The following is a 22,927-nucleotide window of genomic DNA, read 5'->3' on the forward strand; positions in this document are numbered from 1 at the left end:
TTTGCCGAAGTGCTCATGGAACGTCTTGCCCGTCTCTTTGTCGCGTGACTAACTAAAGAAGGTGACCACATGACGGCAATCACCCGAATGGACAAAGAGTCGTGAATTTCCGTTACGAGTCCGTTAATCATAGACACACAACGACGTGAGCGCGACGAATGGCAGTCCTTCTATCGCAAAAGTCCCTGACCGCCATCGATCCAGACCGGCGTACCGGTGATGTGACGCGACTTGTCGCTGGCCAGAAACACCACGAGATCGGCAACGTCCTCGCTCAGACCCGCCTCCCCGCCTGTGATGGGGATGTCGCCCTCCGGCCATTCGACCGGGATTTCCGTTTCATGGGAGCTACGGATATCGGTGTTGTCGTCAATCTTCGTCTCGATTGCACCTGGACAGATCGCGTTGACACGGATTTTGTACTGGCCAAGCTCAAGCGCCAGTTGCTGCGCCATCGCAAGCTGCCCGGCCTTGGTGGCTGAATAGGCCGTGGCACCCGGCGACGTGAAGGTGCGTGTGCCGTTGATGGATGAGATGATAACGATCGATCCGCCACCGGCGGCCTTCAGATGCGGCACCGTCTTATGGAGGGTCATGTAGGTGCCCCGAAGATTGACGGTCATGGTCTTATCCCACTCTTCCGGTTTCAGGTCGTCGATCGGTGCCCAGACGCCGTTGATGCCGGCATTCGCCACCACAACATCCAACTGCCCATATTTTTCAGCAAGCTGGGTGACGGCCTGATCCATTGCAGCCTCATCCGCGACGTCGGCAACCAGCGTCAGAGCCTCGCCGCCATCCTTCTCGATATCGGCAACGAGCTTTTCGAGTTCATCGGCAGTGTGCCCGAGCGCACCGATGGCATATCCATCCTTGGCAAGAGCGATGGCGGACGCACGACCAATACCGGATCCCGCACCGGTGACGAGTGCAACTTTTTCCTGCGCCATTGGCGGTCTCCTTGTTGATGGCAGTAGCGTTTGGCCAAAACGAGTGGCTGATCCACTAAACTGGATAAAATACGGGTTGTTCCCGGCGCCTGCGCGCGTCACCATGCCGGGATGAACAAGGATTTTTTCGATAGAGATGCGGTGGTCGTTGCCAGGGCAATGATCGGAATGGAATTTCGCTTTCACAGCACGGGCGGCATCATCGTTGAGACAGAGGCCTATAGACCTGACGACCCCGCCTCGCACAGCTTCAACGGGCCAACGTTGCGCAATCGCGTCATGTTTGGTGCGCCAGGACACCTCTATGTCTACCGCTCCTATGGAATTCATTGGTGCGCCAACATCGTGTGCACCTCTGGCTCGGCGGTCTTGATTCGCGCGCTTGAACCTCAAACGGGCGTGGAACTGATGAAGATGAGACGCGGAACTGATGTCTTGCGGAACCTATGCTCCGGTCCGGGCAAGCTCTGCCAAGCGCTTGCGATCGCCGGCGACGCCGATGGAATGTCTGTGTTTGAGCAACCGGTCCTGCTCCGTTCAAGTGGAACCGGTCCAGAAATCGTCGCCGGGCCGCGTATCGGCATTACTAAGGCTGTGGACCTGCCGTGGCGTTTCGGCGCCAAAGGCTCGCCTCATCTCAGCAAGCCTTTCAGTCCTCTAGCCTAAACTACCATCGGTGGTTCATCGTTCTCATCGGGGTTGGGATTGGGCGCCTCGTCCGGCAGGCGGTCAGGCTCCGGCTCCTGGATTGGAGGGACTTCAGGCTGCGGCAGGATTGGCGGCGTCGTGGGGTCTGGCTCTGTCGGGACAATACCCATCGCGTCTTATCTCCAAATGTATGCGGGCAGCCGGTCCCCAGAAATCGCCGTCCGGTCCACTGTGTTCGCCGGATCGGTCCATTCTTGCGACCACGCTGCCCGCTCTCCTGACATGACGTTGTAACGTCCCAGTCCGTGGAAGGGTTGCCGGCTATTTTTCGAACTCAAACAAATCCAAGTGAGCTGCGCGCGATCTCGCGCTGATCGCCGTAGTCACGCGTATGGGCGTCATGGCCATATTCGTGCACTGCATTGGTCAACTGCAACTCGGGAACCTGAAGCAAGGCATCGGCATAGGTGCCGGTCTCCTCGTCATTCTCAACTATCGTGTGAGCTGGCTTCAAAAAATCGAACATGGCTTCCTCCCATTCGAAGTTTCAACCTAACGCATCAGCCGACGCTACGTTCCTCCTCATAGCGGCAAACGATGTCCGTTAGGTACCAACTTTACTACACTTTAATTTGACGAATCGTTATGACGCAGACGCGCATTGTAGCGATCGCGACTTGAAGCAGGATGCTACCTATTACTTTTGCGACGCACGCTCGCGGTTCCGGCTTATCGGGATGACGAGACCGCGAGATCCAGTCACCAATTTGCGCGCCATGCGCTAGACGCCGCGGCGATTGCCCCACAGCAAAACGTGAAGCTGAGGCAACACGCGCGCCTCGAACCAGCGCTCCGATGCGACCTTTTCCACCAGCCACAACATGCGATCCATAATGCCGTCGACATCGACGCGCGCATCATCGTCATCGGGCGGTGGCGGGGTGTGATTGCCGGGCTGGAGATAGACCGGAAGGGCGGGAAAGCGCGAAGCGGCTTCGCGTGCGTAAGCAAAATCGGCGTCATCGAAAACGACGACCTTCAGCGCAAGCTGAGGTCCCTTTGCGGCGGCCTCCAGACAGTTCTCGAAGGCCTGCCAATCGGTCTCCATGCCGCTGGAGGGTGGCTTGGGGCTGAGCACGAGATAATCCAGCTCGGCGAACCAGTCCTTGCAGATGCTGCCTTGCGTCTCGAGCGCGAAGCGATATCCCTCGCGCTTACCTTTCTGGATCAGCGGTCCTAGCGGCTGGATCGCAGGATTGCCGCCGGACAACGAAACGGTGATCGGCTTGCCGCCAGACAGCCTAACAACTTCCGCCCAGATCGCCTCGACGGAGAGCGGCTTCCAGTCATTCCGATAGTCGCTATCCACCGCATGCAGTGTATCGCACCAGGAACAGCGATAATCGCAGCCGCCGGTCCGAACAAAGACGGTCGGTAAACCGATCAGCAGCCCCTCGCCCTGAATGGTCGGACCGAAGATTTCGCTGACCCGGATCGGCAGGTCGCGCGGCGCGTCAACAGCCGCACTCATCGTGCAGCCGCCGGCCGGTACTCTGCCCATGTCTTGGCGGTCTCGCTGACGCGCACTGCACTCGTCTCGGGCAGCCGCTCCTTGCACCAATCATAGAAATGCCGCGCCAGCCGTTCCGCGGTAACCATGTCATGGCCGAGAACATCGTTCAGATGCCGGTGGTCGAAGCAGTCGTCGATATAGCGCTTCAGCGGCGCCAGCTCGTGGTAATCGCGAACGAAGCCGTGCTCGTTCAACGCCTCGCCGGAAAGCTCCACCTCGACGATGTAATTGTGGCCATGCAGCCGCGCACATTGATGATCGGCGGGCAGGCCGTTGAGTTGATGCGAGGCGGAGAAATGAAATTCCTTGGTGATGCGAAACATCAACGCACCTCCCGCGCCGCATAGGCACTGGTGGCCGCCGCCCAAAAATCCGGGTCTTCGTAATCGGTGGGGTCAGCCACGCCAGCCAGATGAAAGGCCTCGCGACGCTCGACGCAGGTGCCACATCGCCCGCAATGGCGCTCGCCGCCCTTGTAGCAAGACCAGGTTTCGCCAAAGGGCGTGTCGTGCTTTGCCCCATCGGTCACGATATCCGCCTTGGAGACCATGACGTAAGGTGCGTAAAGCTCCACCTTGGCATAGCCCTCCAGCGCATGGGCCTGCATGGTGTTGAAGCTATCGATAAAGCCTGGGCGGCAATCCGGATAGATGAAGTGATCGCCGCCATGAACGGCAATCGCCACCGCATCCGCCTGCTGCGCAGCCGCCAGACCAAAGGCAATGGTGAGCATGATGGCATTGCGGTTCGGCACCACGGTGGAGCGCATGGTCTCCTCCGCATAGTGCCCATCCGGCACCTCGACATCGTCGGTCAAAGCCGACCCGGTGAGGTGAGCGCCGATGGTGCGAATGTCGATGATGTGATGCGGCACACCAAGGCGGGTGGCACAAGCACCCGCATAGTCCAGCTCTTTTCTGTGGCGCTGACCATAATCGAACGACAGCAGAGCAAGCAGTTCGTGTTCCGCTGCAATTCTATGCGCAAGCGAAACGGAGTCCAATCCGCCGGAGCAGATGACGATCGTTTTCATAATTTGAGATCCCTTGTTTTGACCGGGTGGGCTGCGACCGGATTACCGCTGGTCTAGAGCAAAGGGCGAGGCTTGTGAAGACGTAAAAAGCCGAGTGACTCGCTCCAAGGGTGGACAACAAAATAACATGATATTTTTAGTCATATTTAATTGCCGATGCGTCATTTCCGTTCTATGAGAGCCCAACTCAGCGAATAGTCGGATACCACCCATGTGGAGCAAACCTGCTTCTCAGTCTCAGATCAACGCAGCAATGGAAGCCTACTACGACGACCTTTGCCGCGCTATGCGCAAGCGAGGACACACGCCTCTCGGTTCGCAGGATATAGTTCACGATATCTATGTGCGGCTTATGGGGAAACCGCGACTGCCGGAAAACCAGTCGGCGGTAAAAGCATTCCTCATTCGCGCCTGCATCAATCTGGGCATAGACCACTTCAGAAGGGCAAACTTCGAAAAGCGGCTGTTCGCTGGTAACTCCGAAGAGGCTGCAACTGTAGCGGACGCTTGCCAGAGCGCTGAAGACACCGCGGACATAGGCCTGAGGCTCGTCATTCTGGAACAGGCAATCATGGAGTTGTCTTTGCAGCGTCGCCGGGTGTTTCTCGCAAGTGCAGTCGGAGGACTGACATCGACTGAGATCTCGAAGAAGAGCGGACTCACGAAGAATATGGTCGATCGCCATTTACGAAAGGCTTATTTGCACTGCCTCCAACGACTGGAGCCGACACTTTGACGGATCTCGCAGATCTTACGGGCAACGCCGAAGAGGGGGCAATTGATTGGCTTCTGGAATTGCGAGACCGGCCCAACGACGAAGAGTTGAAAAAGGATTTCGACGCCTGGTTAGCCAGAGACCAGAGCAATGCGAAAGCCTATGAACGTGTGCGTTGTCTCGTAGGCGATGCGAAGCGGCTCTCGGCGGCGCAAAGCGACTTTGGATTTCCTCTTCCGTCCAAGCCACCTTCGAAGACGGTTCTCCCCTCCATCATTGTCATGACTGGGATAGCTGCGGGCTCGTATCTTTACATGTCGGATGCGCTGATAACCTTACGGGCGGATCACGTCACGGACGTTGCTCAGCGAGCATCCTTCAGAGCCCCTGACGGTTCCAATCTCGTGCTGAACGCTGACTCAGCGATAGCGTTCCAGTTTTCGCAACACGAACGGCGTGTCATTTTGATGCGCGGCGAGATGCTTGTCGACGTTACGCCAGACCCGACAAGGCCCTTCGTCGTCGAGGCCGACGGTGCGACCGTGACAGCTTTGGGCACAGCCTTCGACGTCAACATGCTGGAGAGCGAAACAAGGGTTGCTGTCATCAGACACAGTGTCGCTGTGCGCCTTAACGATGAGCATCAGGTGAAAGTCGTCAAGGAGAACGAGGGCGTTAATTTTGCCTCAGCCTCCGGAATTAGCGAGACCTTTCCTGTCGACTCAAAGTCCGTCACTGAATGGGAAAGCGGCAGGTTGGTATTCGACGAGCAGCCTCTTCCGGACGTTATCGAGACCGTGGGTAGGTACTTGCCGGGAAAGATCCTGGTCGCAAACCGCGAACTGCGTAGCAAAATGGTCTCTGGGAGCCTCGATATGAGCGATCCTCACAAGGCTCTTCAGTCTTTCGCCAAAGCGTTTGATATCAAGCTGTTGAAGCTCACGCCCTACCTCACGATCCTGCGCTGATATCGCCAGCGAAAAATCTTAAAAAGATGTCCCAATTACTCATGTTCATTCGTACCGGGGATGAAAACATCCAATATCCGGAGACTCCCCATGGACCGTGGACACCTGAATATTCGACCGGCACGTCGAAGCTATATTTTACCGACGTTGCTTATCGGCTTTGCGCTTGGGGGTGGGTGCAATGCTTTTGCAGAGCAGGCAAAGCTGGATGCGTTTGACATTCCAGCAGGCTCTCTTAGCTCGGCGATCAACCGCCTAGGCTCTCAATCGGGGCTGCAGATTCTTTTCGATTCTTCGATCACGACAGGCAAAATGAGTCCGGAGATCAAAGGGCAGATGGACGTGCGTCATGCGCTTGAAGCGCTATTGTCGGGCAAGGGATTGGCCTACCGATACATCTCTGTGGATACTATCAAGATCGAGCCAGCATCGGAGCCAGTCCAGCCTCCACCGCCAGACGGAGCTACCACACTTAAGACAATCGTGATCAGAGGTCGGGAGTTCAACGAAAGTGCGCCGGGCAATGCCGCATTTGACTCAGCCGATATCGAACGTTCCCAAGCTAGTACGCTTCCGCAATTGTTGCAAAGGACACCTGGGGTGGCGACCGCAGGCGGCGTAAGATTGCAAGGACAGACAACGGTGATACGCGGGTTTGCGAGACCATCAGATACCAGGGTGTTGCTGGACGGTGCTCCGAAAAATTTCGAACTTTACGATCAGGGTTCCATTTTCATAGAGCCGGAAATCCTGAAGAGCGTCGAACTTCAGAAGGGTGCAACATCGGTTCGCTACGGAAATGGCGGCTTCGGCGGCACCATTCTGATGGAAACGAAGACAGCAAAGGACATGCTGAAGCCCGGCCAAAGCTTTGGAGGATGGACGAAAGGAAGCTACCACACCGCCAATAATCAGCGAACAGGGAGTGTCATGGTCTATGGGCAATCAGATTTCGACACGCCAGTAACCTATGACGGGCTAATGTCTGGAACCTGGCGCAAGAGCGACAACATGCGCGTGGGCGGTGGAGAGGTTTATGACGCATCAAATGACCGGCTCACAACATTCACCGCCAATGGCGGCGCTGCTTACGAAGGTCACGAAATCCGCGCTTCCCTCACCTACGGACGCTCCGATGATTGGGGGCCAGTGGCAGCCGTTCGTGGCGATCTTGCCGTGAGTCAGTCCAGTATCGATCGGTACGGAAGGCAACAGGCACGACTGCGTGCGTTGGCTGCTCGCGATCTAGATGATTTTTCGGCCACGCTCAAATACCGCTATGACGGCGAAAGCGACCTCGTGAATTTCAAAGCAATGGCAAGCTTTTCTTCCACGAGCCTCCATCGCACGCGGCCCATCATCCCGGGATTTACACCCAGCGCCTCGCTTGGCGGCCAAGAGAATGACGCCCAATACTCCGACATCAAGTTTGAGGCAGAGAACACGTCCAGGCTAGAAATACTGAATGCTCCGCACGTCTTGAACTATGGCATCCAGATCGGCATGCATGATCGTGACGCATGGATGTACGACGTCGCGAACAGCAGCAATCCAAGTTACAACTACGGCTACTATGCGTCCTGGATCGTGCCTGAAGGCACACAGACATCGATCTCAGCCTTCATTCGTGATGAAGTCGAAGTCACGGATGGCTTCTTCATCACTCCGGGACTTCGCTTCGACCACGTGAGAATGGAAGGCAAACCGAATGCCGCTCCGAGATACAACAACCCCTTGGCGGGACATGATTACTCGGCGGTTTCCTACAATGGCTTCACCCCAGCCCTGAGCGGCCGTTGGGAAGCGACGCCTTCCACAACACTTTTTCTCGACTGGGCCTACGCGATGCGAACCCCAATTATCGATGAACTCTATTCGTCGCAAAGCATCGCAACGAAAGCATCTGCAACATCAAGAGATCTTCTTCCGGAACGCAATAACTCCTTCAATGTGGGTGTGTCGCAGGAGTTTTACGATGTGTGGAGTTCAGGGGATACTCTCACCGCCTCGGTATCCGGTTTTTACAATCACGTTACCGATCCCGTCACCAGACGATTTGGTAGTGCCAATCTGGCAAATGTGACAGGTCCTGTGCCCTTCTATTGGAACACGCCATCCTATCGTATCTACGGCGTTGAAGTGAAAGCGAATTATGAATCGGACACCGTGTTCGGCAGCCTCGGTCTTTCCATCATGAATGGCTCACGCAAGGGCGCGATCAACGACATTTACGGCGGCAAAACTTATCCCGGCGATATGGCTCCGCTCACTGTGAATGCTTCGCTAGGTTATCGAATTCCAGACTCCGAACTGTCACTGCGCTGGACCGGCCAGTTTGTCGCCGAACAGAAGCACACACCTTACTACCAAGGTACCGGGTACTTTTACGCGAGGCCTGAAAGTGGAGCCTATGCCGTCCACGGACTTCTCCTGGAATGGACACCGAAGGAAGGGTTTATGGCAGGAACGGAAGTCAGAGCAGGCGTCGAAAACATCTTTGATAAGTTTTACAGCCCTTATCTCGCCGATGGCGTATCGGCGATGGCTGGCAGAAACTTCACGCTTTCGGTCAGCCGAAAGTTCTAAATGCACACCAAGGAACCAGGCGCGCATCCCCAATTGGGATGCGATCCACCATTACCGTTCATCCAGCCAGCAGGTCTGACCAATTCACGCAGGCTCGTCCCACCCGCCGATCTGCGAATAGATGGCGTTTCGTAGGCCTCGCACGTCGCGGTTCAGTGCCGCGAGCGCTTCTGGCGTCTGGGTCGACGCCGCCAGCAGCATGTCGCTCAGGCACCCCGCCTTGTGCTGCAGTGCCCTGCCCGCATCGGTCAATGCGATAACGACCTGGCGTTCATTGCTGGCGTTTCGCGTTCTTTGTAGCAGGCCCGACGCTTCCAGACGTTTGAGAAGCGGAGTGAGGGTGCTGGATTCAAGCGCCAGCGAGGCCGCGATGGCACCGACCGTCTGCTCGTCTTTGCTCCATAGAACGCTGAGCACGAGATACTGGGGATATGTCACGCCCAGCTCATCGAGAAGCGGCTTGTACGCGCGCTGGATCGCGATGCCTGCGCTGTAGATCGCATAGCACAGCTGGTCGCTGAGAGGTGGTGGATCATTCCTTTTGGTGGCCATATCGAACTCCTTTCCCTTTATATACAGGGTGTTACGACAAAAACCAATATCGCGATAAATAATATCTTGACGACCCCACAGATCCGTGCGAGTTTATCGTTATCGCAATAATAATTATTGCAAAATTTAAGGAGATTGCGATGAAGACCTTGACCTCAATCACTGCTATTGCCGCCGCCTTTGTAGCCACAGCATCTGCCCATGCCGCAGACGTCATTCCTGAGAACCAGATCGTCAGGAATGTTGTTCTGGTTCATGGCGCCTTCGCTGATGGCGCCGGCTGGAAAGGCGTCTATGAAAACCTGACAAAACGCGGCTACCGCGTCAGCATCGTCCAGAACCCATTGACCTCACTGGAAGACGACGTTGCTGCAACCAAGCGGGTGCTGGACCGGCAGGATGGTCCGACAATCCTGGTCGGGCACTCCTGGGGAGGCACGGTCATCACCGAAGCTGGCATCGATCCCAAAGTGGCGGGGCTGGTCTATGTCTCGGCCCTCTCGCCAGATGCTGGCGAAACCACGGCCCAACAGTATGAGGGCTTTGCACCGGCAACGGAATTCGTCTTGGACATCACCAAGGATGGGTACGGTTACGTCAACCGCGATAAGTTCAAGGCCGGCTTTGCTCATGATGTGAGCGATCAGGATGTCGCATTCATGCGCGACTCTCAGGTGCCGATCAACATGTCTGCATTTGCCACAAAGTTGAAGAACGCCGCGTGGCACAGCAAGCCCAGCTGGGCTGTGATCGCCACAGAAGACAAGGCTTTCGATCAGGCGATGCTGATCCATATGGCCGAGCGCATCAACGCGAAGATCACGAAGGTTTCGGCGAGCCATGCGCTGTTCATGACCCAGCCGGAGGTCGTGTCCGACACGATCGACCAGGCGGCGAAGGCGGTCTCCGCCAAGCAGAAGTAACGCAAAATGAAACTGCCACCGGGGCGCAGCCGCGACCCCGGTGGCAGTCATTTCCTCGCAATACCGTGTCAGCGACACGGGCACTTCAGTGCCGCCGATGTTATCGCAGCAGAGACTGCGCTTCTTCGATGCCGAGCGCTGCAGGCTGCGTGCAGGTGGTTGTCAGCTCGATGAAGCGGCCTTCCTCGCCGGATTTCAGGATCGAGGTCATGACGTCGATGCCGTGAAGCGAGCGCTCCAGTGAGCAACGGGCGTCCCGGCCTTCGATCAGCGCCATGACCATGTCTGCTAGGCCGGCTGTCCGATAGTTGGCGCGCGGACCGTTCGGGCTTTCCTGATTGGAAATGCCGAAGGGATGCGCCCAGTCTTCTAGCGACTTGATGTCCTTGTCGCGGCCGCTGGCCTCGACCACGCCACCAAAGAAGTTGGGGTCGGGCACGTAAATGGAGCCCTCGGTGCCGTAAAGCTCCATATTGGCGTGACGGTGCGACCAGACATCCCAGCTGGCGGACAGAGTGATGGTCGCGCCATTGACGAATTCGAGCAGCGCGTGGATGTTCGTGGGCGTCTCGACCGGAATGATCTGGCCGTTAAGCGGCTGGCTGGTCACCGTGCGGGTCGGGTTTGCCATGGAGGTCAAGGCGCCGACGCGCTTCACCGGACCGATGAGGTTGATCAGGTTGGCGATGTAGTAGGGGCCGAGATCGAGGATCGGACCGCCGCCCTTCAGGAAGAAAAAGCCGGGGTTGGGGTGCCACATCTCCATACCGGGGCTCATCACATGGCATGTGCCAGAGGTGATGCGGCCGACGCCGCCTTCGTCAATGTGCTTGCGTGCCAACTGGTGCGCGCCGCCAAGGAAGGTGTCGGGTGCGCAACCGACGGCGAGGTTCTTTTCTTTCGCAATGCGACGCAGTTCCTCGCCCTCTTCCAGGCTGAGCACAAGCGGCTTTTCCGAATAGACGTGCTTTCCGGCTTCCAAGATCGCCTTGGAGACTTCGAAATGCGCTGCCGGAATGGTGAGATTGACGACGACGTCGATCTCGTCATTCGCCAGCAGTTCCTCGATGGACTGCGCCTTGACGCCGAACTCTTCCGCACGCAGTTCTGCGGCGCTTCTGTTCAAGTCAGCGCAAGCAAGCACCTTCAGCCCTTTGAAGAGCGGAGACAGCGAGAAGTATGTGGTTGAAATATTGCCGCATCCGATGATGCCGACGCCAAGTTCCTTGGCCATGATGGGTAACTCCGAAGTGGTCTCGATGATGGTATCCGGCCAACTGATAGTGAGCTTCGTTGGCCGGACACGCGTGAAAATAGAGCGGTTGATTGCGGCGAACTGGCGCTCACCGCAATGGTGTCAGTAGGTCTTGAAGGATTCGACGGAGCGCGTGATCAGGCGATCTGCGTCGCTTGGATTGTCATGCTCGACCACGTAGTACTTCACGGCTGTGTTCTTCAGGGCCGCGACAAGACCCTTCCAGTCGACGGTGCCGTGCCCGACATCCGACCAGCCGTCTTCATTCTTGTTTTCACCAGCCGGTGCAATGTCCTTGACGTGGACCGCGGTGATGCGCTTGCCATAGCTTTCGATCCAGGCAAAAGGATCGGCATTGCCACGGATAATCCAGGCGATATCGGCTTCCCATTCGAGATCCGGGCCACCTGCAAGGATCTGCTCCTGTGGCGTGGAGCCGTCTTCCAAGGTCGCGAACTCGAAGTCGTGGTTGTGCCAGCCGAAAGAAATGCCGGCATCGCGATAGGGCTTGCCTGCTTCCTGAAGTCGCTTGCCGAGGGCAAACCAGCCCGCTGCATCGCTTGGGCGCTGATCAGGCATGAGATAGGGGCAATAGATTGCCTCGATACCAAGCGTCTTGGCAACCTTCAGCGACTGCTCGCGATCATTTTCCAGCATGTCGAGACCGAAATGGCCGGTTGGCATGGTGAGACCATTGGCATCCAGATCGGCGCGAAGGCCTTTGAGTGCCGCCTCATCCATATTGGCATAGATCCCGCCAAAACCTTCGACATGGGAATAGCCTGCTGCAGACAGCTTCTTGAGAATATCGGAAAGCGGCGGGAAATTGCGCGCGCTGTAAAGTTGAAAGCCGAGTTTGGTCATATGTCTCTCCTGACATTTGGCTCGAATGATGAAGATGAGAGGGTCAGATGCGGTCTTCCGTGCCCGCATCGAAAACGGATGCCATGGTCATGTCGAAACCGAGCTTGACCCTGGTTCCGGGCGCAAAACGCCTGTGGCCACCAACGCGCACCGATATGGTATGGCCTGCATGTTTCAGCCAGATGAGGTTATCGGCACCCATCGGTTCTTCGATGTCGACCACGGCCTCATGCACCTCGCCGCTGAGGATATCGGCGTCCACACGAATATGTTCGGGGCGAACGCCGAGAACCGCAGGTTTGCCGGCCGTCAGCGGTGCCAGGGCCTGATAACCGTCGAGGCTGAAGCTCACGCCATTGGTCACGAAGACGACCTTGCCGTCTTTTTCGGCCAATTCGCCACGCAGGAAGTTCATCGACGGAGAGCCGATGAAGCCTGCGACGAAGAGGTTCTTCGGACGGTTATAGATCGAGACCGGATCATCAAGCTGCTGGATGACACCGGCTTTCATGATGGCAATACGGTCGGCCAAGGTCAGCGCTTCGATCTGGTCGTGCGTCACATAGATCATCGTGTTCTTCAGCGCCTGGTGCAGGCGCTTGATTTCCACACGCAATTCGGAGCGAAGCTTGGCGTCGAGGTTGGACAGTGGCTCGTCGAAGAGGAACACATCCACGTCGCGCACCAGTGCACGGCCGATCGCCACACGCTGGCGCTGGCCGCCGGAAAGTTCGGCAGGCTTGCGCTTCAAAAGAGGCTCGATCTGCAAAATGCCCGCGGCTCTTTTGACCCGACGATCGATCTCGTCCTTCGGCACTTTCGCGACCTGCAAGCCGAAGGACAGGTTCTTCTCCACCGTCATCTGCGGATAGAGCGCATAGGATTGGAAGACCATGCCGATGCCACGATCCTTCGGCTCTTCCCAGGTTACGTTGCGATCCTTGATGAAGATCTGGCCTTCGGTCGGCTCCAGAAGTCCGGCGATGCAATTGAGCAGAGTGGACTTGCCGCAGCCCGACGAGCCAAGAAGAACGAGAAACTCGCCATCATAGATATCGAGATTGAGCGTGGACAGCACGTTGACCGCGCCGAACGACAGAGACAAATCCCGAATGGAAACGCTTTTATTCATGAACTTACCCTTTGACTGCGCCTGCGGCGATGCCGCGCACAAAAAGTCGGCCTGAAACGAAGTAAACGAAAAGAGGAACGGCACCCGTCAGCAGCGTTGCAGCCATGTTGACGTTGTATTCCTTCACGCCCTGGACCGAGTTGACGATGTTGTTCAGCTGAACGGTCATCGGATAGTATTCAGGCCTTGTGAACACGACGCCGAAGAGGAAGTCGTTCCAGATGCCCGTGACCTGAAGGATCATGGCGACGACGAAAATGGGCATCGACATGGGCAGCATGATGCGGAAATAGATCTGCCAGAAATTGGCGCCGTCGATGCGTGCGGCTTTGAAGAGCTCTTCCGGCAGCCCCGCGAAATAGTTGCGGAACAGCAGGGTCAGGATGGGCATGCCGAAAATGGTATGAACCATGATGAGGCCCGTCAGCGTGCCATAAATGCCCATTTCACGCAGCACGATGACGATCGGATAGATCATGACCTGATAGGGAATGAAGGCTCCAATGATCAGGACCGAGAAGAAGAACTCAGAACCCTTGAACTTCCAGTTCGCTAGCGCATAGCCACTGATCGAGGCGATCAGGATCGAGACAATGGTGGACGGGATCATAATGCGCACGGAATTCCAGAAGCCGCGGGAAAGCCCGTCGCAATTGAGCCCGGTGCAGGCATTCGCCCAGGCCTTGACCCAAGGCTCGAAGGTGATTTCCACCGGTGGCGCGAAGATGTTGCCGAGACGGATCTCCGGCATGCCCTTCAGCGACGTCACAACCATCACGTAGAGCGGCAGGAGATAATAGAGCGCTGCGACGATCAGCGTGCCGTAGAGGATGATGTTGCGGCGCGACAGTCTCTTGCGGGGTTTACGGCCGCGCGGTCCGCTTAACTGATCCGAGACGGCATCTGCACCGGCAGCGACGGTGTTGAGAGTGCTGATGTTAGCCACGCTTGCGCCCTCCGAATTCGAGATAGGCCCATGGAACGATGATGATGGCAACGGTGAGCAGCATCATGGTGGAGGCGGCAAAGCCCTGCCCCAGGTTCTGGGCCTGGAACATGTAGTCATAGACGTATTTCGCCGGCACTTCTGAGGCTATACCCGGACCGCCGCTCGTCTGCGCCACGACGAGGTCGTAGACCTTGACGATGCCGCTGGCGATAATGACAAGCGTTGTGATGAAGACGGGACGCATCATCGGAATGACGATGAGCAGGTAGGTCTTCCACATGGGAATGCCGTCCACACGCGCCGCCTTCCAGATATCCTCGTCGATGCCGCGAAGCCCCGCGAGCATGAGGCACATGACGAGGCCCGTGCCCTGCCAGAGCGCTGCGATCAGGATGCCGTAGATGACGATCTGCGAATTATACAGCGGATCGAAGGTGAAGCTTTCCCAGCCGAGCGACCGCACGACCGACTGAATGCCGAATTCCGGGTTGAGCAGCCACTGCCAGACGAGGCCCGTCACGATGAAGGAGAGGGCAAAGGGATAAAGGAAGATCGTTCTGAACGTATTTTCGAACCGGATCTTCTGGTCCATGAGTGCGGCCAGCAGAAAGCCGATCACCAGGCTGAAGATCAGGGACAGGATGCCGTAAATGGCAAGGTTCTGGATCGATATTATCCAGCGTGGCGCGGCCCAAAGACGCTCATACTGATCAAAGCCGACAAACGTCGTCCTTGGCAGGAGCTTGGAGTTGGTAAAGGAATAAACGACGGTCCAGATCGTGCCGCCCAGGAAAATGACCATGGAGGTCAAGATCAGGGGGATGGATGCAATCTTCGAGTTCAGATTGCGAAACAGCTGATTTGGACGTCCAGAATGGCTCTTTACGGCCATATGCCCTCCTATCAATCGTTGCTCCGGACATCTGTTGAGCAATATCCGAAAGATATCTCGACGAGCGCCCGACTGCGCACTCATGAGGTTTCGCGGCATCGGCGGGATTTCGCCCGCCGATGACTTGCGATTGATAATCAGTCCGCCGAAGAGATGATGTCAGCGAAGCGCTTCTGCGCCTGCTCAGCGGTCAGCGATTCATTGGCGAAGAACTCCGCCATCAGATCTTCCTTCTGCTTCTGCGAGTCGGCAGAAATCAGCTGGTCGGTGCTGGTGAGGGCGTTGCCCTTGGCGAGAATGGCAAGACCCTTCTTCATGCAGTCGTTCGCCGCATTGAGATCGACGTCCCCGCGGATCGGCAGCGAGCCCTTCTTCAGGTTGAAAGCAACCTGGGTCTTCGGATCGACGATGGTTTCGGCCAGCACTTCCTGCGCCTTGGACTTGGCTTCGTCCTTCAAGAGCGGAAAGTAGAAGGCATCGCCACCGGTCGTCAGATATTCGTTGAGACCAAGACCCGGCAGGCAGGAATAATCCGTGCCGGCCTTTTGACCCGCCAGCTGGAACTCGCCCTGCGCCCAGTCACCCATGACCTGGCCGCCGGCCTTGCCGGTGATGACCATGTTGGTGGCCTGGTTCCAGTCCTGAACATTGGAGCCCTTGGCAAGTTTGCGGGCGGCATCGGCGGCAGCAAAAATCTTCGCCATTTCCGGTCCGGCTGCAGCTTCCGCATCCTTGTCCTTGTAAACCTTCTCGTAGAGATCCTTGCCGCCGAGTGACAGAACAAGCGTATCGAACAGGCCGTTCGCCTGCCATGCCTGACCACCAAGCGCCAGAGGCTGGATACCGGCCTTCTGCAACGCAGGACCAGCCGCAATAAACTCATTCCAGTTCTTCGGAACCTCGACGCCGGCCTTCTTGAAGGCCGCATTGGAGAGCCACAGCCACTGCCAGGAGTGGATGTTCACCGGCGCGCAGTAGATCTTGCCGTCGATGGTGCAGCTGTCGAGCAGGCTTGCCGGCTTGATCACATCTTTCCAGTTGCCTTTCGTGGCAACGTCGGTGAGATCGCGCATCAGACCGGCCTGAACAAGCTCTTCAGCCTGGCGTCCGTGGTTGAACTGCGTGGCACCCATGGGGTCGCCGCCGGTGATACGGCTGATCATGATCGGGCGGGCAGTGCCGCCGGAGCCCGCAATCGCGCCATCCACCCACTTGTTTCCGGTTGCATCAAATGCCTTGGCAAGCTCGGCCACGGCAGCAGCTTCGCCGCCCGATGTCCACCAATGCGTTACTTCAAGATCCGTCGCTGCGGCTATACCCGCCGGCAGCATAACACTTGCCGCCAAAGCGGTCAGGATAGAACGAATGCGCATGAGTCTCCTCCCTCACTGAAACGTTGCCGTAAGACCGTATGCGAATCATATTGGTTGCGCAACTGGGCAAGACGCGAAATTTTAACTTTCTAAAAATGCAATTATATTCAATTATTTAACTCGAAAATCACTGGATGAATCAGCAGGATTTGGGAGGAATGAGGCTTCCTTCGCCGGGGAGCCTACGTTTTCCCCCACTCGTCGCTGAACGCAAAAACTTCATAGGCCACGTCAAACATTAAAATATATAAATAAATAAAAAATCGCTTTAAATATGAAATATTACTCATGTATATTTGACCTTCCCCTTGGTCCTTTTTCACTTCGTACATTTTTTACTAGGCTGGCGGAGACGCATATTCCTTATATTAAATACAGACTCATCTTATTCTATTTATTGATCTTTTTCTTTTAGAAATAAAAAACCATGGCGCCCGGGTTTTAACGCGCCCTTAACCATCGTTCTATTAAATAGATTTTGACAACCGTGGCCCGATTGCGTGTTCTAACGACATTTTCGGCCTGCATGCGGCGGTCGCAATGGGCGCATGACGCAAGCCCGGTTTTCCAAATGTCCTCATCATCATGAACGCCCGCTTCGGCCTCAAAACCGGAGAACGGAATGCTGTTCCCTGCCGAATGCCTGGAGCCACGGTGAAGGTAGTACTCGTAGACGATAGCCGGTCCGCACTCTTTGCTCTTCAATCATCTCTGAGCAATATTGAAGGTATTGAACTTATTCCATTTATGGCGCCGGAGGCGGCGCTAACCTATTGCCTCGCCAATCCTGTGGATCTGATCTTCATCGACTACATGATGCCTGGCCATACGGGCATCGATGTCATCAAGGCGCTGAAGCAATCGCCCGAATACGATCTCGTACCGATCGTCATGGTGACGGCAGAGCGCCAGCGCGAAGTCCTTATCGCAGCTATCGAAGCCGGTGCTACCGAGTTCGTATCCAAGCCCTTCGACGCCATCGAGCTTCAGGCCCGCGCGACCAATCTCCTGCAGCTCCGCAAAGCCCACCTCGAGCTCTCGCGTCAGGCGACCCGGCTTGAAGAGGAGGTCACCCGTGCGACCCAGGAACTGGTTGCGCGCGAAGAAGAAATCATCTGGCGCCTTGCAAGGGCGATCGAGTTTCGCGATGGCGCAACGGGCGACCACATTTCGCGGGTCGCGAAGATCAGCCAGTTGATTGCGGCAGACCTCGGGCTCGACAAAGAAACTTGCCGGATGATCTATCTCGTGGCGCCGCTTCACGATGTCGGCAAGATTGGCATTGCCGACTGTATTTTGCAGAAGCCAGGCAAACTCGATGAAAACGAAATTGCCGAAATGCGCAAGCATGTCGAGTTCGGCGTCAGTCTGCTTGGCAATGGAACGTCGCGTCTTCTGCAGATCGCCGAAGCCATTGCAGGTGGCCATCACGAGAAGTGGGACGGCACCGGATATCCGAAAGGCATTAAGGGCAAGGACATTCCGCTCGTAGCACGGATCGTCGCGGTTGCAGATGTCTTCGAAGCGCTTTGCACCAAACGCCCCTATAAAAAGGCGTGGGAGATCGAAGCTGCTCGCAACCACATCCTTGAAAACAGCGGGCTACACTTCGATCCCGACTGCGTCGCGGCATTCGATCGGCAGTGGCCGGCCATCCAGACACTGATGACAAATGGCAGCAAGGCGCAGGTCGAACCGCCAGCGCTGGCAGCCAGCCTCATCGACACACTTTCCCTTTCTCCAGAAGGGCGCGTTCAAACCGAAAACACCCAGGAAAGCCGATGACCCCTGAAACAGTCACTCTTCCCTCATCCCTGTCGATCAGGGGGATCACCGCGATTCACGAGACCCTGCTTTCCGCATTTCAGGAAAGCAGCGCCGTCGTGCTGGACATCCCCGAGGACGCATCTGTCGATCTGAGCTTCGTTCAGCTCGTCGAGTCGTCCCGTCTTTACGCCCGTGAGCAGGGCAAATTCATCACTTTGAAGAAGCCAGCCGGCAAAAGCGTCGTGGAAACGCTGGGGCGCGCTGGTTTTCTTGAGAACATGGACGAGGCTTCGCGCCTCTTCTGGCTGCATGGAAAGGACATCTAAATGAGCGCCAACATTCTCACCGTAGACGATTCCGCAAGCATTCGCATGACGACGAAGATTGCGCTGACCAATGCCGGTTACCAGGTGACCGAGGCAGTGGATGGTGCCGACGGACTTGCGAAGGCGAAAAGCGCTCCCTTCGATCTCATCGTCACCGACCTCAACATGCCGAACATGAACGGTCTGGAAATGATTGAGTCGCTGCGCCAGTCGCCAGCCCATACCGGCGTGCCGATCATCTTCCTGACGACGGAATCCGATGCCGACATGAAGGCGCGCGCCAAGGCAGCCGGTGCCACCGGTTGGGTTACCAAACCTTTCGACCCAGAAAACCTCGTGAAGATTGTCAGAAAGGTACTCGGTAAATGACGCTGCTGGACCCAATTCAGGTTTTCAGGACGGAGGCCGCCGAGCTTTTCGAGCAGATCGAAAGCGGGCTTCTCGACCTTTTGCATGATCTATCCAATCAAAGTCAGATTGATGCCGTGTTTCGCGGTCTGCATACCTTAAAAGGGTCCGGCGCAATGTTCGGCTTCGAGGCACTCGCTGCCTTTACCCATCACTGCGAGACGGCCTTCGACCGTGTTCGCAAGGGCGAAGTTCCTGCCACCAGCGAGTTGATCGCTGCCGTTCTGGAAGCCCAGGACCACATGCGTCGCTTGGTGGACAATCCTGCGACTGCTTTTCCTGAAACCGGCGATCGGTTGCTGGCCAAATTGCAGGCCGCAGTCGGCGAAGGTTCTGGTAAGAAGGCAGTTGCCCAGTCGGCTTCGAAGGCGACAGCTGCTGTTCCGGCGCCAAAAACCTCCGGCGCGACCTGGACGATCACTTTCCGTCTTCCTGAGAACGCGATGGCGAATGGCACCAACCCACTCGGCCTGCTCAACGAGCTAGCTGAGCTTGGCGAATGCACCATCGTCGCCAACACAGGCGCCATTCCTCCTCTGGGGGAAATCGACCCCACGCAGCTTTATCTCGGCTGGTCAGTGACCTTGACGACCGAACAGCCCCGTTCCGCCATCGATGACGTCTTCATCTTCGTCATGGACGATATGGAGCTTGAGATCACGCAGGTGGAGGACACCTCGGCTTCCCAAGAAATCGTGCCCCCGCCGGCACCTGTCGAAGAAGCCGCCAAGGCCAATCCGCAGCTTGTTCAGGCGGCCACCGATGGCAAGCAGGGAAGAGCCGCTGAGAATGTACGCGTCCCGGCTGAACGCCTCGATGAATTGATGGACCGCGTCGGCGAGCTTGTTATCGCTCAGTCGCGTCTGTCGCAGCTCGCCAACACCAGCGTCGACATTCACCTGCGCGCCGTCTCCGAGGATGTGGAGCGGCTTTCGGGCGAGCTTCGCGACACGATGATGGTGCTTCGCATGGTGCCGATCGCCCAGCTCTTCAGCCGCTTCCGCCGCCTGACGCATGATCTTGCGCGCGAAACCGGCAAGCAGATCGAGCTGATCACCGAGGGCGAAAGCACTGAAGTCGACAAGGCCGTGATCGAACGGCTTGCCGATCCACTCGTCCACCTTGTTCGCAACTCCTGCGATCACGGCTTGGAAACGCCGGAAGAGCGCATAGCCGCCGGCAAGGACCCGGTCGGACATGTTTCGCTTGTCGCGCGCCAAACCGGTGGGGATGTCATCATCACCATCAAGGACGACGGTCGTGGCATCAACCGCGAGCGGGTTCGCGCCAAGGCGGAATCCTCCGGGCTCGTGGCCCCGGGCGCAACCCTGACAGATCAAGAACTCCTGCAGATGATCTTCGAGCCAGGCTTCTCGACGGCAGCCCAGGTTACGAACCTTTCCGGCCGCGGCGTCGGCATGGATGTCGTCAAGAAGACGATCGAGGCGCTGCGCGGCACGATCAACATCACCAGCGCACCGGGTGCTGGCTCGGAAGTATCGCTCGCCATTCCGCTGACCCTTGCCATTATAGACGGTCTGCTCGTTCGCGTCGGTCATGGCTGCTACGTTATTCCGCTCTCGGCAGTCGAAGAGTGCCTGGAACTGTCTCCGGAAGACGACGTCAAATCTCGCGGTCGCTCGTTCATTTCGCTGCGTGAAAGCCTGGTGCCGTTCATCCGTCTGCGTGAGCTTTTCCAGAGCGGCACGAAGCCGGACCAGTTCCAGAAGGTGGTGGTCATTTCCACCGGGTCGGAACGTGTGGGTCTCGTCGTCGACCAGATCATCGGCGATCACCAGACCGTCATCAAAGCCATGTCCAAGCTGCACCACGATGTTGCGACCTTCTCGGGCGCCACCATCCTTGGAGACGGCAGCGTCGCTCTCATTCTCGACGTCGCACATCTGGTTGCGGCAGGCCAGCAACAGGAGGCGCAGATGCGCATTGCCGGATGAACCAGCCGCTTTTGAAACAGCCCGTAGACTTCTGGGCCGAACGCCAAGACATTGAAGTTCTGACATTTTCGATCGAAGGCGAGACCTTCGCCATCGAGGCCGCACAGGTTCAGGAAATCCTCGACCTTCTGCCTGAAACGGCCGTTCCGGGCGCCAAGGCTTTCGTGTCGAGCGTCATCAATTTTCGCGGCAAGGTCATTCCGCTGGCGGACATCCGTCTCGCCTTCGGCATGCATGCGGCGGAGAAGACCATCGACAGCCGCATCATCGTCATCGAGGTTTCGCTGGAAGGTGAACAGACGCTGGTCGGGCTTAGAACCGACAAGGTCTACGAAGTGACGACCTTTTCCAAGTCCGCCAGCGAGGCGCCGCCCAGCGTCGGGATGCGGTGGCGACCCGACTACATCAACTGCCTGATCAAGCGCGGGGCCGAGTTCGTCATCATGCCGAACCTGATCGCGATTTTCTCGGCGCAGCGAGAAAGCTTGCCCGGAAAGATCAGCGCGCAGGGCAATGTCGTGGAACTTGGAAAGGCATGACGTCCGCGACGTCGACAGGGACCGACGATTAAGCGGGCGCCGAAAGGCGTGAATGACACTTTCCCTGCGCCCAACCGGACGCGTGGAAGCTAACGAGACGGCACACCGAAAGAAAATGGATCTTTCGGGTCAGCAAACACCTGATGCGCCTTGCGCATTACTTGAGGGGGCAAAATGCGATTTACGATTAAACTCAAACTGACGCTGGCATTCGGCATTATCCTGATGGTTCTTGCTGGCTTGTCGTTCTACAGCATCAACAGCCTTGGCACGGTCAATCAAGCGATCGGCGAACTGGCAAACGGCCCGGAGAAGCGCCTGCAATACGCGCTCCAGATCGATCGCAATCTCTCTGAAATCATTCGCCAGCAGAAGAACGCGCTGCTCGAAAGCGGTGCTGACGGTACCGCTCGCTACATGAAAATCGCGGATGATCTGACGACAACGACCCTCGAGCTGGGCCGCACCGGCCTGTCGCAGGCTTCGGAACAGGGCAGGCCTTACTGGGCTGCCGTGATCGAGAACTTCGAGAAGTTCGACGGAGAGTCCGTAAAATTGAAGGACCTCTTGGCAGCTGGGAACAAGCAGAGTGCCATTGAATTCTCGAACGGTCAGATGCGTGCTCTCGCACTGACCATCGGTACTAACACCAAAGACCTCGTGCGTGTTCAGCTCGAACGGGTCGACACGATGCTTGCCGGCAGCCAGGCGACCTATGAGCAGGTTCGTCTGATCTTGATCATCGCAGTCGCATCGGCAGTTCTCGGAAGCCTGATCATTGCAACCTGGATTGCGCTCGGGATCAACACAGGCTTGCGCAAGATCATGACGGTTGCTGAAGCTGTTGCGGTTGGCGATCTCGACAAGAATGTCGAAATCAAGACCAACGATGAGATCAAGGACCTTGTCGAACGCATCAATGTGATGACGGCCAACCTGCGCAATACGGCCAGTGTGGCAAACCAGATTTCCGACGGCGACCTGACCGTTACGCCAAAACCACTGTCGGACAAGGACACCCTTGGTATCTCGCTCGAAAAGATGGTCGAACGCCTGCGTGGTGTCGTCGGCGATGCGCTGGCCGCAGCCGACAACGTCTCCTCCGGCAGCCAGGAACTGTCGTCGTCTTCCGAGCAGTTGTCGCAGGGTGCAACCGAACAGGCCTCCTCCGCAGAAGAAGCCTCCGCTTCGATGGAAGAAATGGCAGCCAACATCAAGCAGAACGCAGACAACGCAGCCCAGACCGAGAAGATCGCGCGTCAGTCCTCCAAGGATGCCGAGGCCAGCGGTGAAGCCGTCGGCCGTGCTGTGGTCGCCATGCGCACCATTGCCGATAAGATCTCCATCGTCCAGGAAATCGCGCGTCAAACCGATCTTCTGGCACTGAACGCTGCTGTCGAAGCCGCACGCGCCGGTGAACATGGCAAGGGCTTTGCCGTCGTCGCCTCCGAAGTGCGCAAGCTGGCAGAACGCAGCCAGGCGGCCGCCGCTGAAATCTCTTCGCTTTCCGGCGAGACGG

At 57.0% G+C, this 22,927-nt stretch carries 24 protein-coding genes; 11 read left to right on the top strand and 13 right to left on the bottom strand.

From position 1 onward, the window contains the following. Window positions 1-170: 170 nt before the first annotated feature. On the bottom strand, window positions 171-950 hold the full coding sequence (locus ACTJK5_RS14775) for an SDR family oxidoreductase (protein ID WP_440612791.1): 780 nt from the start codon (window positions 948-950) through the stop codon (window positions 171-173). A gap of 111 nt (window positions 951-1,061) precedes the next feature. Between ACTJK5_RS14775 and ACTJK5_RS14780 the strand changes: the two genes are divergently transcribed. Beyond that, complete coding sequence (locus ACTJK5_RS14780; protein WP_440612792.1) at window positions 1,062-1,616, top strand: DNA-3-methyladenine glycosylase; 555 nt, start codon at window positions 1,062-1,064, stop codon at window positions 1,614-1,616. Here the strand turns inward: ACTJK5_RS14780 and ACTJK5_RS14785 are convergent. The 5 genes from ACTJK5_RS14785 to queC all read right to left on the bottom strand — a co-directional run bounded on the left by ACTJK5_RS14785 (window position 1,613) and on the right by queC (window position 4,204). Beyond that, complete coding sequence (locus ACTJK5_RS14785; RefSeq protein WP_440612793.1) at window positions 1,613-1,768, bottom strand: hypothetical protein; 156 nt, start codon at window positions 1,766-1,768, stop codon at window positions 1,613-1,615. The two genes, ACTJK5_RS14780 and ACTJK5_RS14785, sit on opposite strands and share 4 nt — an antisense overlap. Window positions 1,769-1,932: 164 nt before the next feature. Continuing rightward, entirely contained in the window at window positions 1,933-2,124 is a 192-nt protein-coding gene (locus ACTJK5_RS14790) for a hypothetical protein (RefSeq protein ID WP_440612794.1), read from the bottom strand. A gap of 255 nt (window positions 2,125-2,379) precedes the next feature. Beyond that, entirely contained in the window at window positions 2,380-3,129 is a 750-nt protein-coding gene (queE, locus tag ACTJK5_RS14795) for a 7-carboxy-7-deazaguanine synthase QueE (protein WP_440612813.1), read from the bottom strand. Continuing rightward, a complete protein-coding gene (queD, locus tag ACTJK5_RS14800) occupies window positions 3,126-3,494 on the bottom strand; it encodes a 6-carboxytetrahydropterin synthase QueD (protein ID WP_440612795.1) in 369 nt (122 codons plus the stop codon). The genes queE and queD overlap by 4 nt, the downstream gene beginning before the upstream one ends. Continuing rightward, window positions 3,494-4,204: a 7-cyano-7-deazaguanine synthase QueC gene (queC, locus tag ACTJK5_RS14805; RefSeq protein ID WP_111847030.1), complete on the bottom strand. Its 711-nt coding sequence runs from the start codon at window positions 4,202-4,204 to the stop codon at window positions 3,494-3,496. Before queC ends, queD begins: the two co-directional genes overlap by 1 nt. Before the next feature lie 211 nt (window positions 4,205-4,415). On the opposite strand from queC, the gene ACTJK5_RS14810 reads away from it, so the two are divergent. The 3 genes from ACTJK5_RS14810 (at window position 4,416) to ACTJK5_RS14820 (ending at window position 8,473) form a co-directional block, all read left to right on the top strand. Further along, window positions 4,416-4,940 (top strand): RNA polymerase sigma factor, encoded by a 525-nt coding sequence (locus ACTJK5_RS14810; RefSeq protein WP_062424073.1) that lies wholly within the window; start codon window positions 4,416-4,418, stop codon window positions 4,938-4,940. Beyond that, window positions 4,937-5,887, top strand: a complete 951-nt coding sequence (locus tag ACTJK5_RS14815; protein ID WP_062424072.1) for a FecR family protein — start codon at window positions 4,937-4,939, stop codon at window positions 5,885-5,887. The genes ACTJK5_RS14810 and ACTJK5_RS14815 overlap by 4 nt, the downstream gene beginning before the upstream one ends. 90 nt (window positions 5,888-5,977) lie before the next feature. Further along, window positions 5,978-8,473 carry a TonB-dependent receptor domain-containing protein gene (locus ACTJK5_RS14820; protein WP_440612796.1) on the top strand — a complete coding sequence of 832 codons (2,496 nt, stop codon included), beginning with the start codon at window positions 5,978-5,980 and terminating at the stop codon, window positions 8,471-8,473. Between the two features lie 84 nt (window positions 8,474-8,557). Here the strand turns inward: ACTJK5_RS14820 and ACTJK5_RS14825 are convergent, their stop codons facing one another. Then, window positions 8,558-9,025, bottom strand: a complete 468-nt coding sequence (locus tag ACTJK5_RS14825; protein WP_440612797.1) for a MarR family winged helix-turn-helix transcriptional regulator — start codon at window positions 9,023-9,025, stop codon at window positions 8,558-8,560. Between the two features lie 140 nt (window positions 9,026-9,165). Between ACTJK5_RS14825 and ACTJK5_RS14830 the strand changes: the two genes are divergently transcribed. After that, complete coding sequence (locus ACTJK5_RS14830; RefSeq protein ID WP_153310620.1) at window positions 9,166-9,948, top strand: alpha/beta fold hydrolase; 783 nt, start codon at window positions 9,166-9,168, stop codon at window positions 9,946-9,948. Between the two features lie 100 nt (window positions 9,949-10,048). Here ACTJK5_RS14830 and ACTJK5_RS14835 read toward each other — a convergent pair whose 3' ends face one another. The 6 genes from ACTJK5_RS14835 to ACTJK5_RS14860 all read right to left on the bottom strand — a co-directional run bounded on the left by ACTJK5_RS14835 (window position 10,049) and on the right by ACTJK5_RS14860 (window position 16,413). Then, window positions 10,049-11,182: a Gfo/Idh/MocA family protein gene (locus ACTJK5_RS14835; protein WP_440612798.1), complete on the bottom strand. Its 1,134-nt coding sequence runs from the start codon at window positions 11,180-11,182 to the stop codon at window positions 10,049-10,051. Between the two features lie 123 nt (window positions 11,183-11,305). Further along, the gene (locus tag ACTJK5_RS14840; protein ID WP_440612799.1) at window positions 11,306-12,067 is read right to left on the bottom strand and encodes a sugar phosphate isomerase/epimerase family protein; all 762 of its coding nucleotides are present in this window, start codon (window positions 12,065-12,067) and stop codon (window positions 11,306-11,308) included. Between the two features lie 43 nt (window positions 12,068-12,110). Beyond that, window positions 12,111-13,199 (bottom strand): ABC transporter ATP-binding protein, encoded by a 1,089-nt coding sequence (locus ACTJK5_RS14845; RefSeq protein WP_313558038.1) that lies wholly within the window; start codon window positions 13,197-13,199, stop codon window positions 12,111-12,113. Window positions 13,200-13,203: 4 nt separating this feature from the next. Beyond that, window positions 13,204-14,145, bottom strand: coding sequence for a carbohydrate ABC transporter permease (locus ACTJK5_RS14850; RefSeq protein ID WP_062424066.1), 942 nt, complete (start codon window positions 14,143-14,145; stop codon window positions 13,204-13,206). Beyond that, on the bottom strand, window positions 14,138-15,040 hold the full coding sequence (locus ACTJK5_RS14855; protein WP_062424065.1) for a carbohydrate ABC transporter permease: 903 nt from the start codon (window positions 15,038-15,040) through the stop codon (window positions 14,138-14,140). The genes ACTJK5_RS14850 and ACTJK5_RS14855 overlap by 8 nt, the downstream gene beginning before the upstream one ends. Window positions 15,041-15,177: 137 nt before the next feature. Continuing rightward, complete coding sequence (locus ACTJK5_RS14860) at window positions 15,178-16,413, bottom strand: ABC transporter substrate-binding protein (RefSeq protein WP_113226333.1); 1,236 nt, start codon at window positions 16,411-16,413, stop codon at window positions 15,178-15,180. 654 nt (window positions 16,414-17,067) lie between these two features. Here ACTJK5_RS14860 and ACTJK5_RS14865 point away from each other — a divergent pair. From ACTJK5_RS14865 to ACTJK5_RS14890, 6 genes are all read left to right on the top strand, one after another. Further along, window positions 17,068-18,198: an HD domain-containing phosphohydrolase gene (locus tag ACTJK5_RS14865; RefSeq protein WP_113225267.1), complete on the top strand. Its 1,131-nt coding sequence runs from the start codon at window positions 17,068-17,070 to the stop codon at window positions 18,196-18,198. After that, complete coding sequence (locus ACTJK5_RS14870; RefSeq protein ID WP_062441850.1) at window positions 18,195-18,506, top strand: STAS domain-containing protein; 312 nt, start codon at window positions 18,195-18,197, stop codon at window positions 18,504-18,506. The genes ACTJK5_RS14865 and ACTJK5_RS14870 overlap by 4 nt, the downstream gene beginning before the upstream one ends. Continuing rightward, the gene (locus ACTJK5_RS14875) at window positions 18,507-18,875 is read left to right on the top strand and encodes a response regulator (protein ID WP_112357843.1); all 369 of its coding nucleotides are present in this window, start codon (window positions 18,507-18,509) and stop codon (window positions 18,873-18,875) included. It begins immediately after the preceding gene. After that, window positions 18,872-20,869, top strand: a complete 1,998-nt coding sequence (locus ACTJK5_RS14880; protein ID WP_440612800.1) for a chemotaxis protein CheA — start codon at window positions 18,872-18,874, stop codon at window positions 20,867-20,869. The genes ACTJK5_RS14875 and ACTJK5_RS14880 overlap by 4 nt, the downstream gene beginning before the upstream one ends. Then, window positions 20,866-21,408, top strand: a complete 543-nt coding sequence (locus ACTJK5_RS14885) for a chemotaxis protein CheW (protein WP_112519568.1) — start codon at window positions 20,866-20,868, stop codon at window positions 21,406-21,408. The genes ACTJK5_RS14880 and ACTJK5_RS14885 overlap by 4 nt, the downstream gene beginning before the upstream one ends. A gap of 174 nt (window positions 21,409-21,582) precedes the next feature. Further along, window positions 21,583-22,927, top strand: a 1,345-nt coding sequence (locus ACTJK5_RS14890) for a methyl-accepting chemotaxis protein (protein ID WP_440612801.1), incomplete at its 3' end; no start/stop codon positions are given.

The sequence above is a fragment of the Agrobacterium sp. 22094 genome (assembly GCF_052046015.1).
GTDB lineage: Bacteria > Pseudomonadota > Alphaproteobacteria > Rhizobiales > Rhizobiaceae > Agrobacterium > Agrobacterium cavarae.

What these genes read in the sequence shown, in the direction of transcription:
- ACTJK5_RS14775 (WP_440612791.1), bottom strand. Translation starts at nt 950, where the DNA reads ATGGCGCAGGAAAAAGTTGCACTCGTCACCGGTGCGGGATCCGGTATT.
- ACTJK5_RS14780 (WP_440612792.1), top strand. Translation starts at nt 1,062, where the DNA reads ATGAACAAGGATTTTTTCGATAGAGATGCGGTGGTCGTTGCCAGGGCA.
- ACTJK5_RS14785 (WP_440612793.1), bottom strand. Translation starts at nt 1,768, where the DNA reads ATGGGTATTGTCCCGACAGAGCCAGACCCCACGACGCCGCCAATCCTG.
- ACTJK5_RS14790 (WP_440612794.1), bottom strand. Translation starts at nt 2,124, where the DNA reads ATGTTCGATTTTTTGAAGCCAGCTCACACGATAGTTGAGAATGACGAG.
- queE (WP_440612813.1), bottom strand. Translation starts at nt 3,129, where the DNA reads ATGAGTGCGGCTGTTGACGCGCCGCGCGACCTGCCGATCCGGGTCAGC.
- queD (WP_440612795.1), bottom strand. Translation starts at nt 3,494, where the DNA reads ATGTTTCGCATCACCAAGGAATTTCATTTCTCCGCCTCGCATCAACTC.
- queC (WP_111847030.1), bottom strand. Translation starts at nt 4,204, where the DNA reads ATGAAAACGATCGTCATCTGCTCCGGCGGATTGGACTCCGTTTCGCTT.
- ACTJK5_RS14810 (WP_062424073.1), top strand. Translation starts at nt 4,416, where the DNA reads ATGTGGAGCAAACCTGCTTCTCAGTCTCAGATCAACGCAGCAATGGAA.
- ACTJK5_RS14820 (WP_440612796.1), top strand. Translation starts at nt 5,978, where the DNA reads ATGGACCGTGGACACCTGAATATTCGACCGGCACGTCGAAGCTATATT.
- ACTJK5_RS14825 (WP_440612797.1), bottom strand. Translation starts at nt 9,025, where the DNA reads ATGGCCACCAAAAGGAATGATCCACCACCTCTCAGCGACCAGCTGTGC.
- ACTJK5_RS14830 (WP_153310620.1), top strand. Translation starts at nt 9,166, where the DNA reads ATGAAGACCTTGACCTCAATCACTGCTATTGCCGCCGCCTTTGTAGCC.
- ACTJK5_RS14835 (WP_440612798.1), bottom strand. Translation starts at nt 11,182, where the DNA reads ATGGCCAAGGAACTTGGCGTCGGCATCATCGGATGCGGCAATATTTCA.
- ACTJK5_RS14840 (WP_440612799.1), bottom strand. Translation starts at nt 12,067, where the DNA reads ATGACCAAACTCGGCTTTCAACTTTACAGCGCGCGCAATTTCCCGCCG.
- ACTJK5_RS14845 (WP_313558038.1), bottom strand. Translation starts at nt 13,199, where the DNA reads ATGAATAAAAGCGTTTCCATTCGGGATTTGTCTCTGTCGTTCGGCGCG.
- ACTJK5_RS14855 (WP_062424065.1), bottom strand. Translation starts at nt 15,040, where the DNA reads ATGGCCGTAAAGAGCCATTCTGGACGTCCAAATCAGCTGTTTCGCAAT.
- ACTJK5_RS14860 (WP_113226333.1), bottom strand. Translation starts at nt 16,413, where the DNA reads ATGCGCATTCGTTCTATCCTGACCGCTTTGGCGGCAAGTGTTATGCTG.
- ACTJK5_RS14870 (WP_062441850.1), top strand. Translation starts at nt 18,195, where the DNA reads ATGACCCCTGAAACAGTCACTCTTCCCTCATCCCTGTCGATCAGGGGG.
- ACTJK5_RS14875 (WP_112357843.1), top strand. Translation starts at nt 18,507, where the DNA reads ATGAGCGCCAACATTCTCACCGTAGACGATTCCGCAAGCATTCGCATG.
- ACTJK5_RS14880 (WP_440612800.1), top strand. Translation starts at nt 18,872, where the DNA reads ATGACGCTGCTGGACCCAATTCAGGTTTTCAGGACGGAGGCCGCCGAG.
- ACTJK5_RS14885 (WP_112519568.1), top strand. Translation starts at nt 20,866, where the DNA reads ATGAACCAGCCGCTTTTGAAACAGCCCGTAGACTTCTGGGCCGAACGC.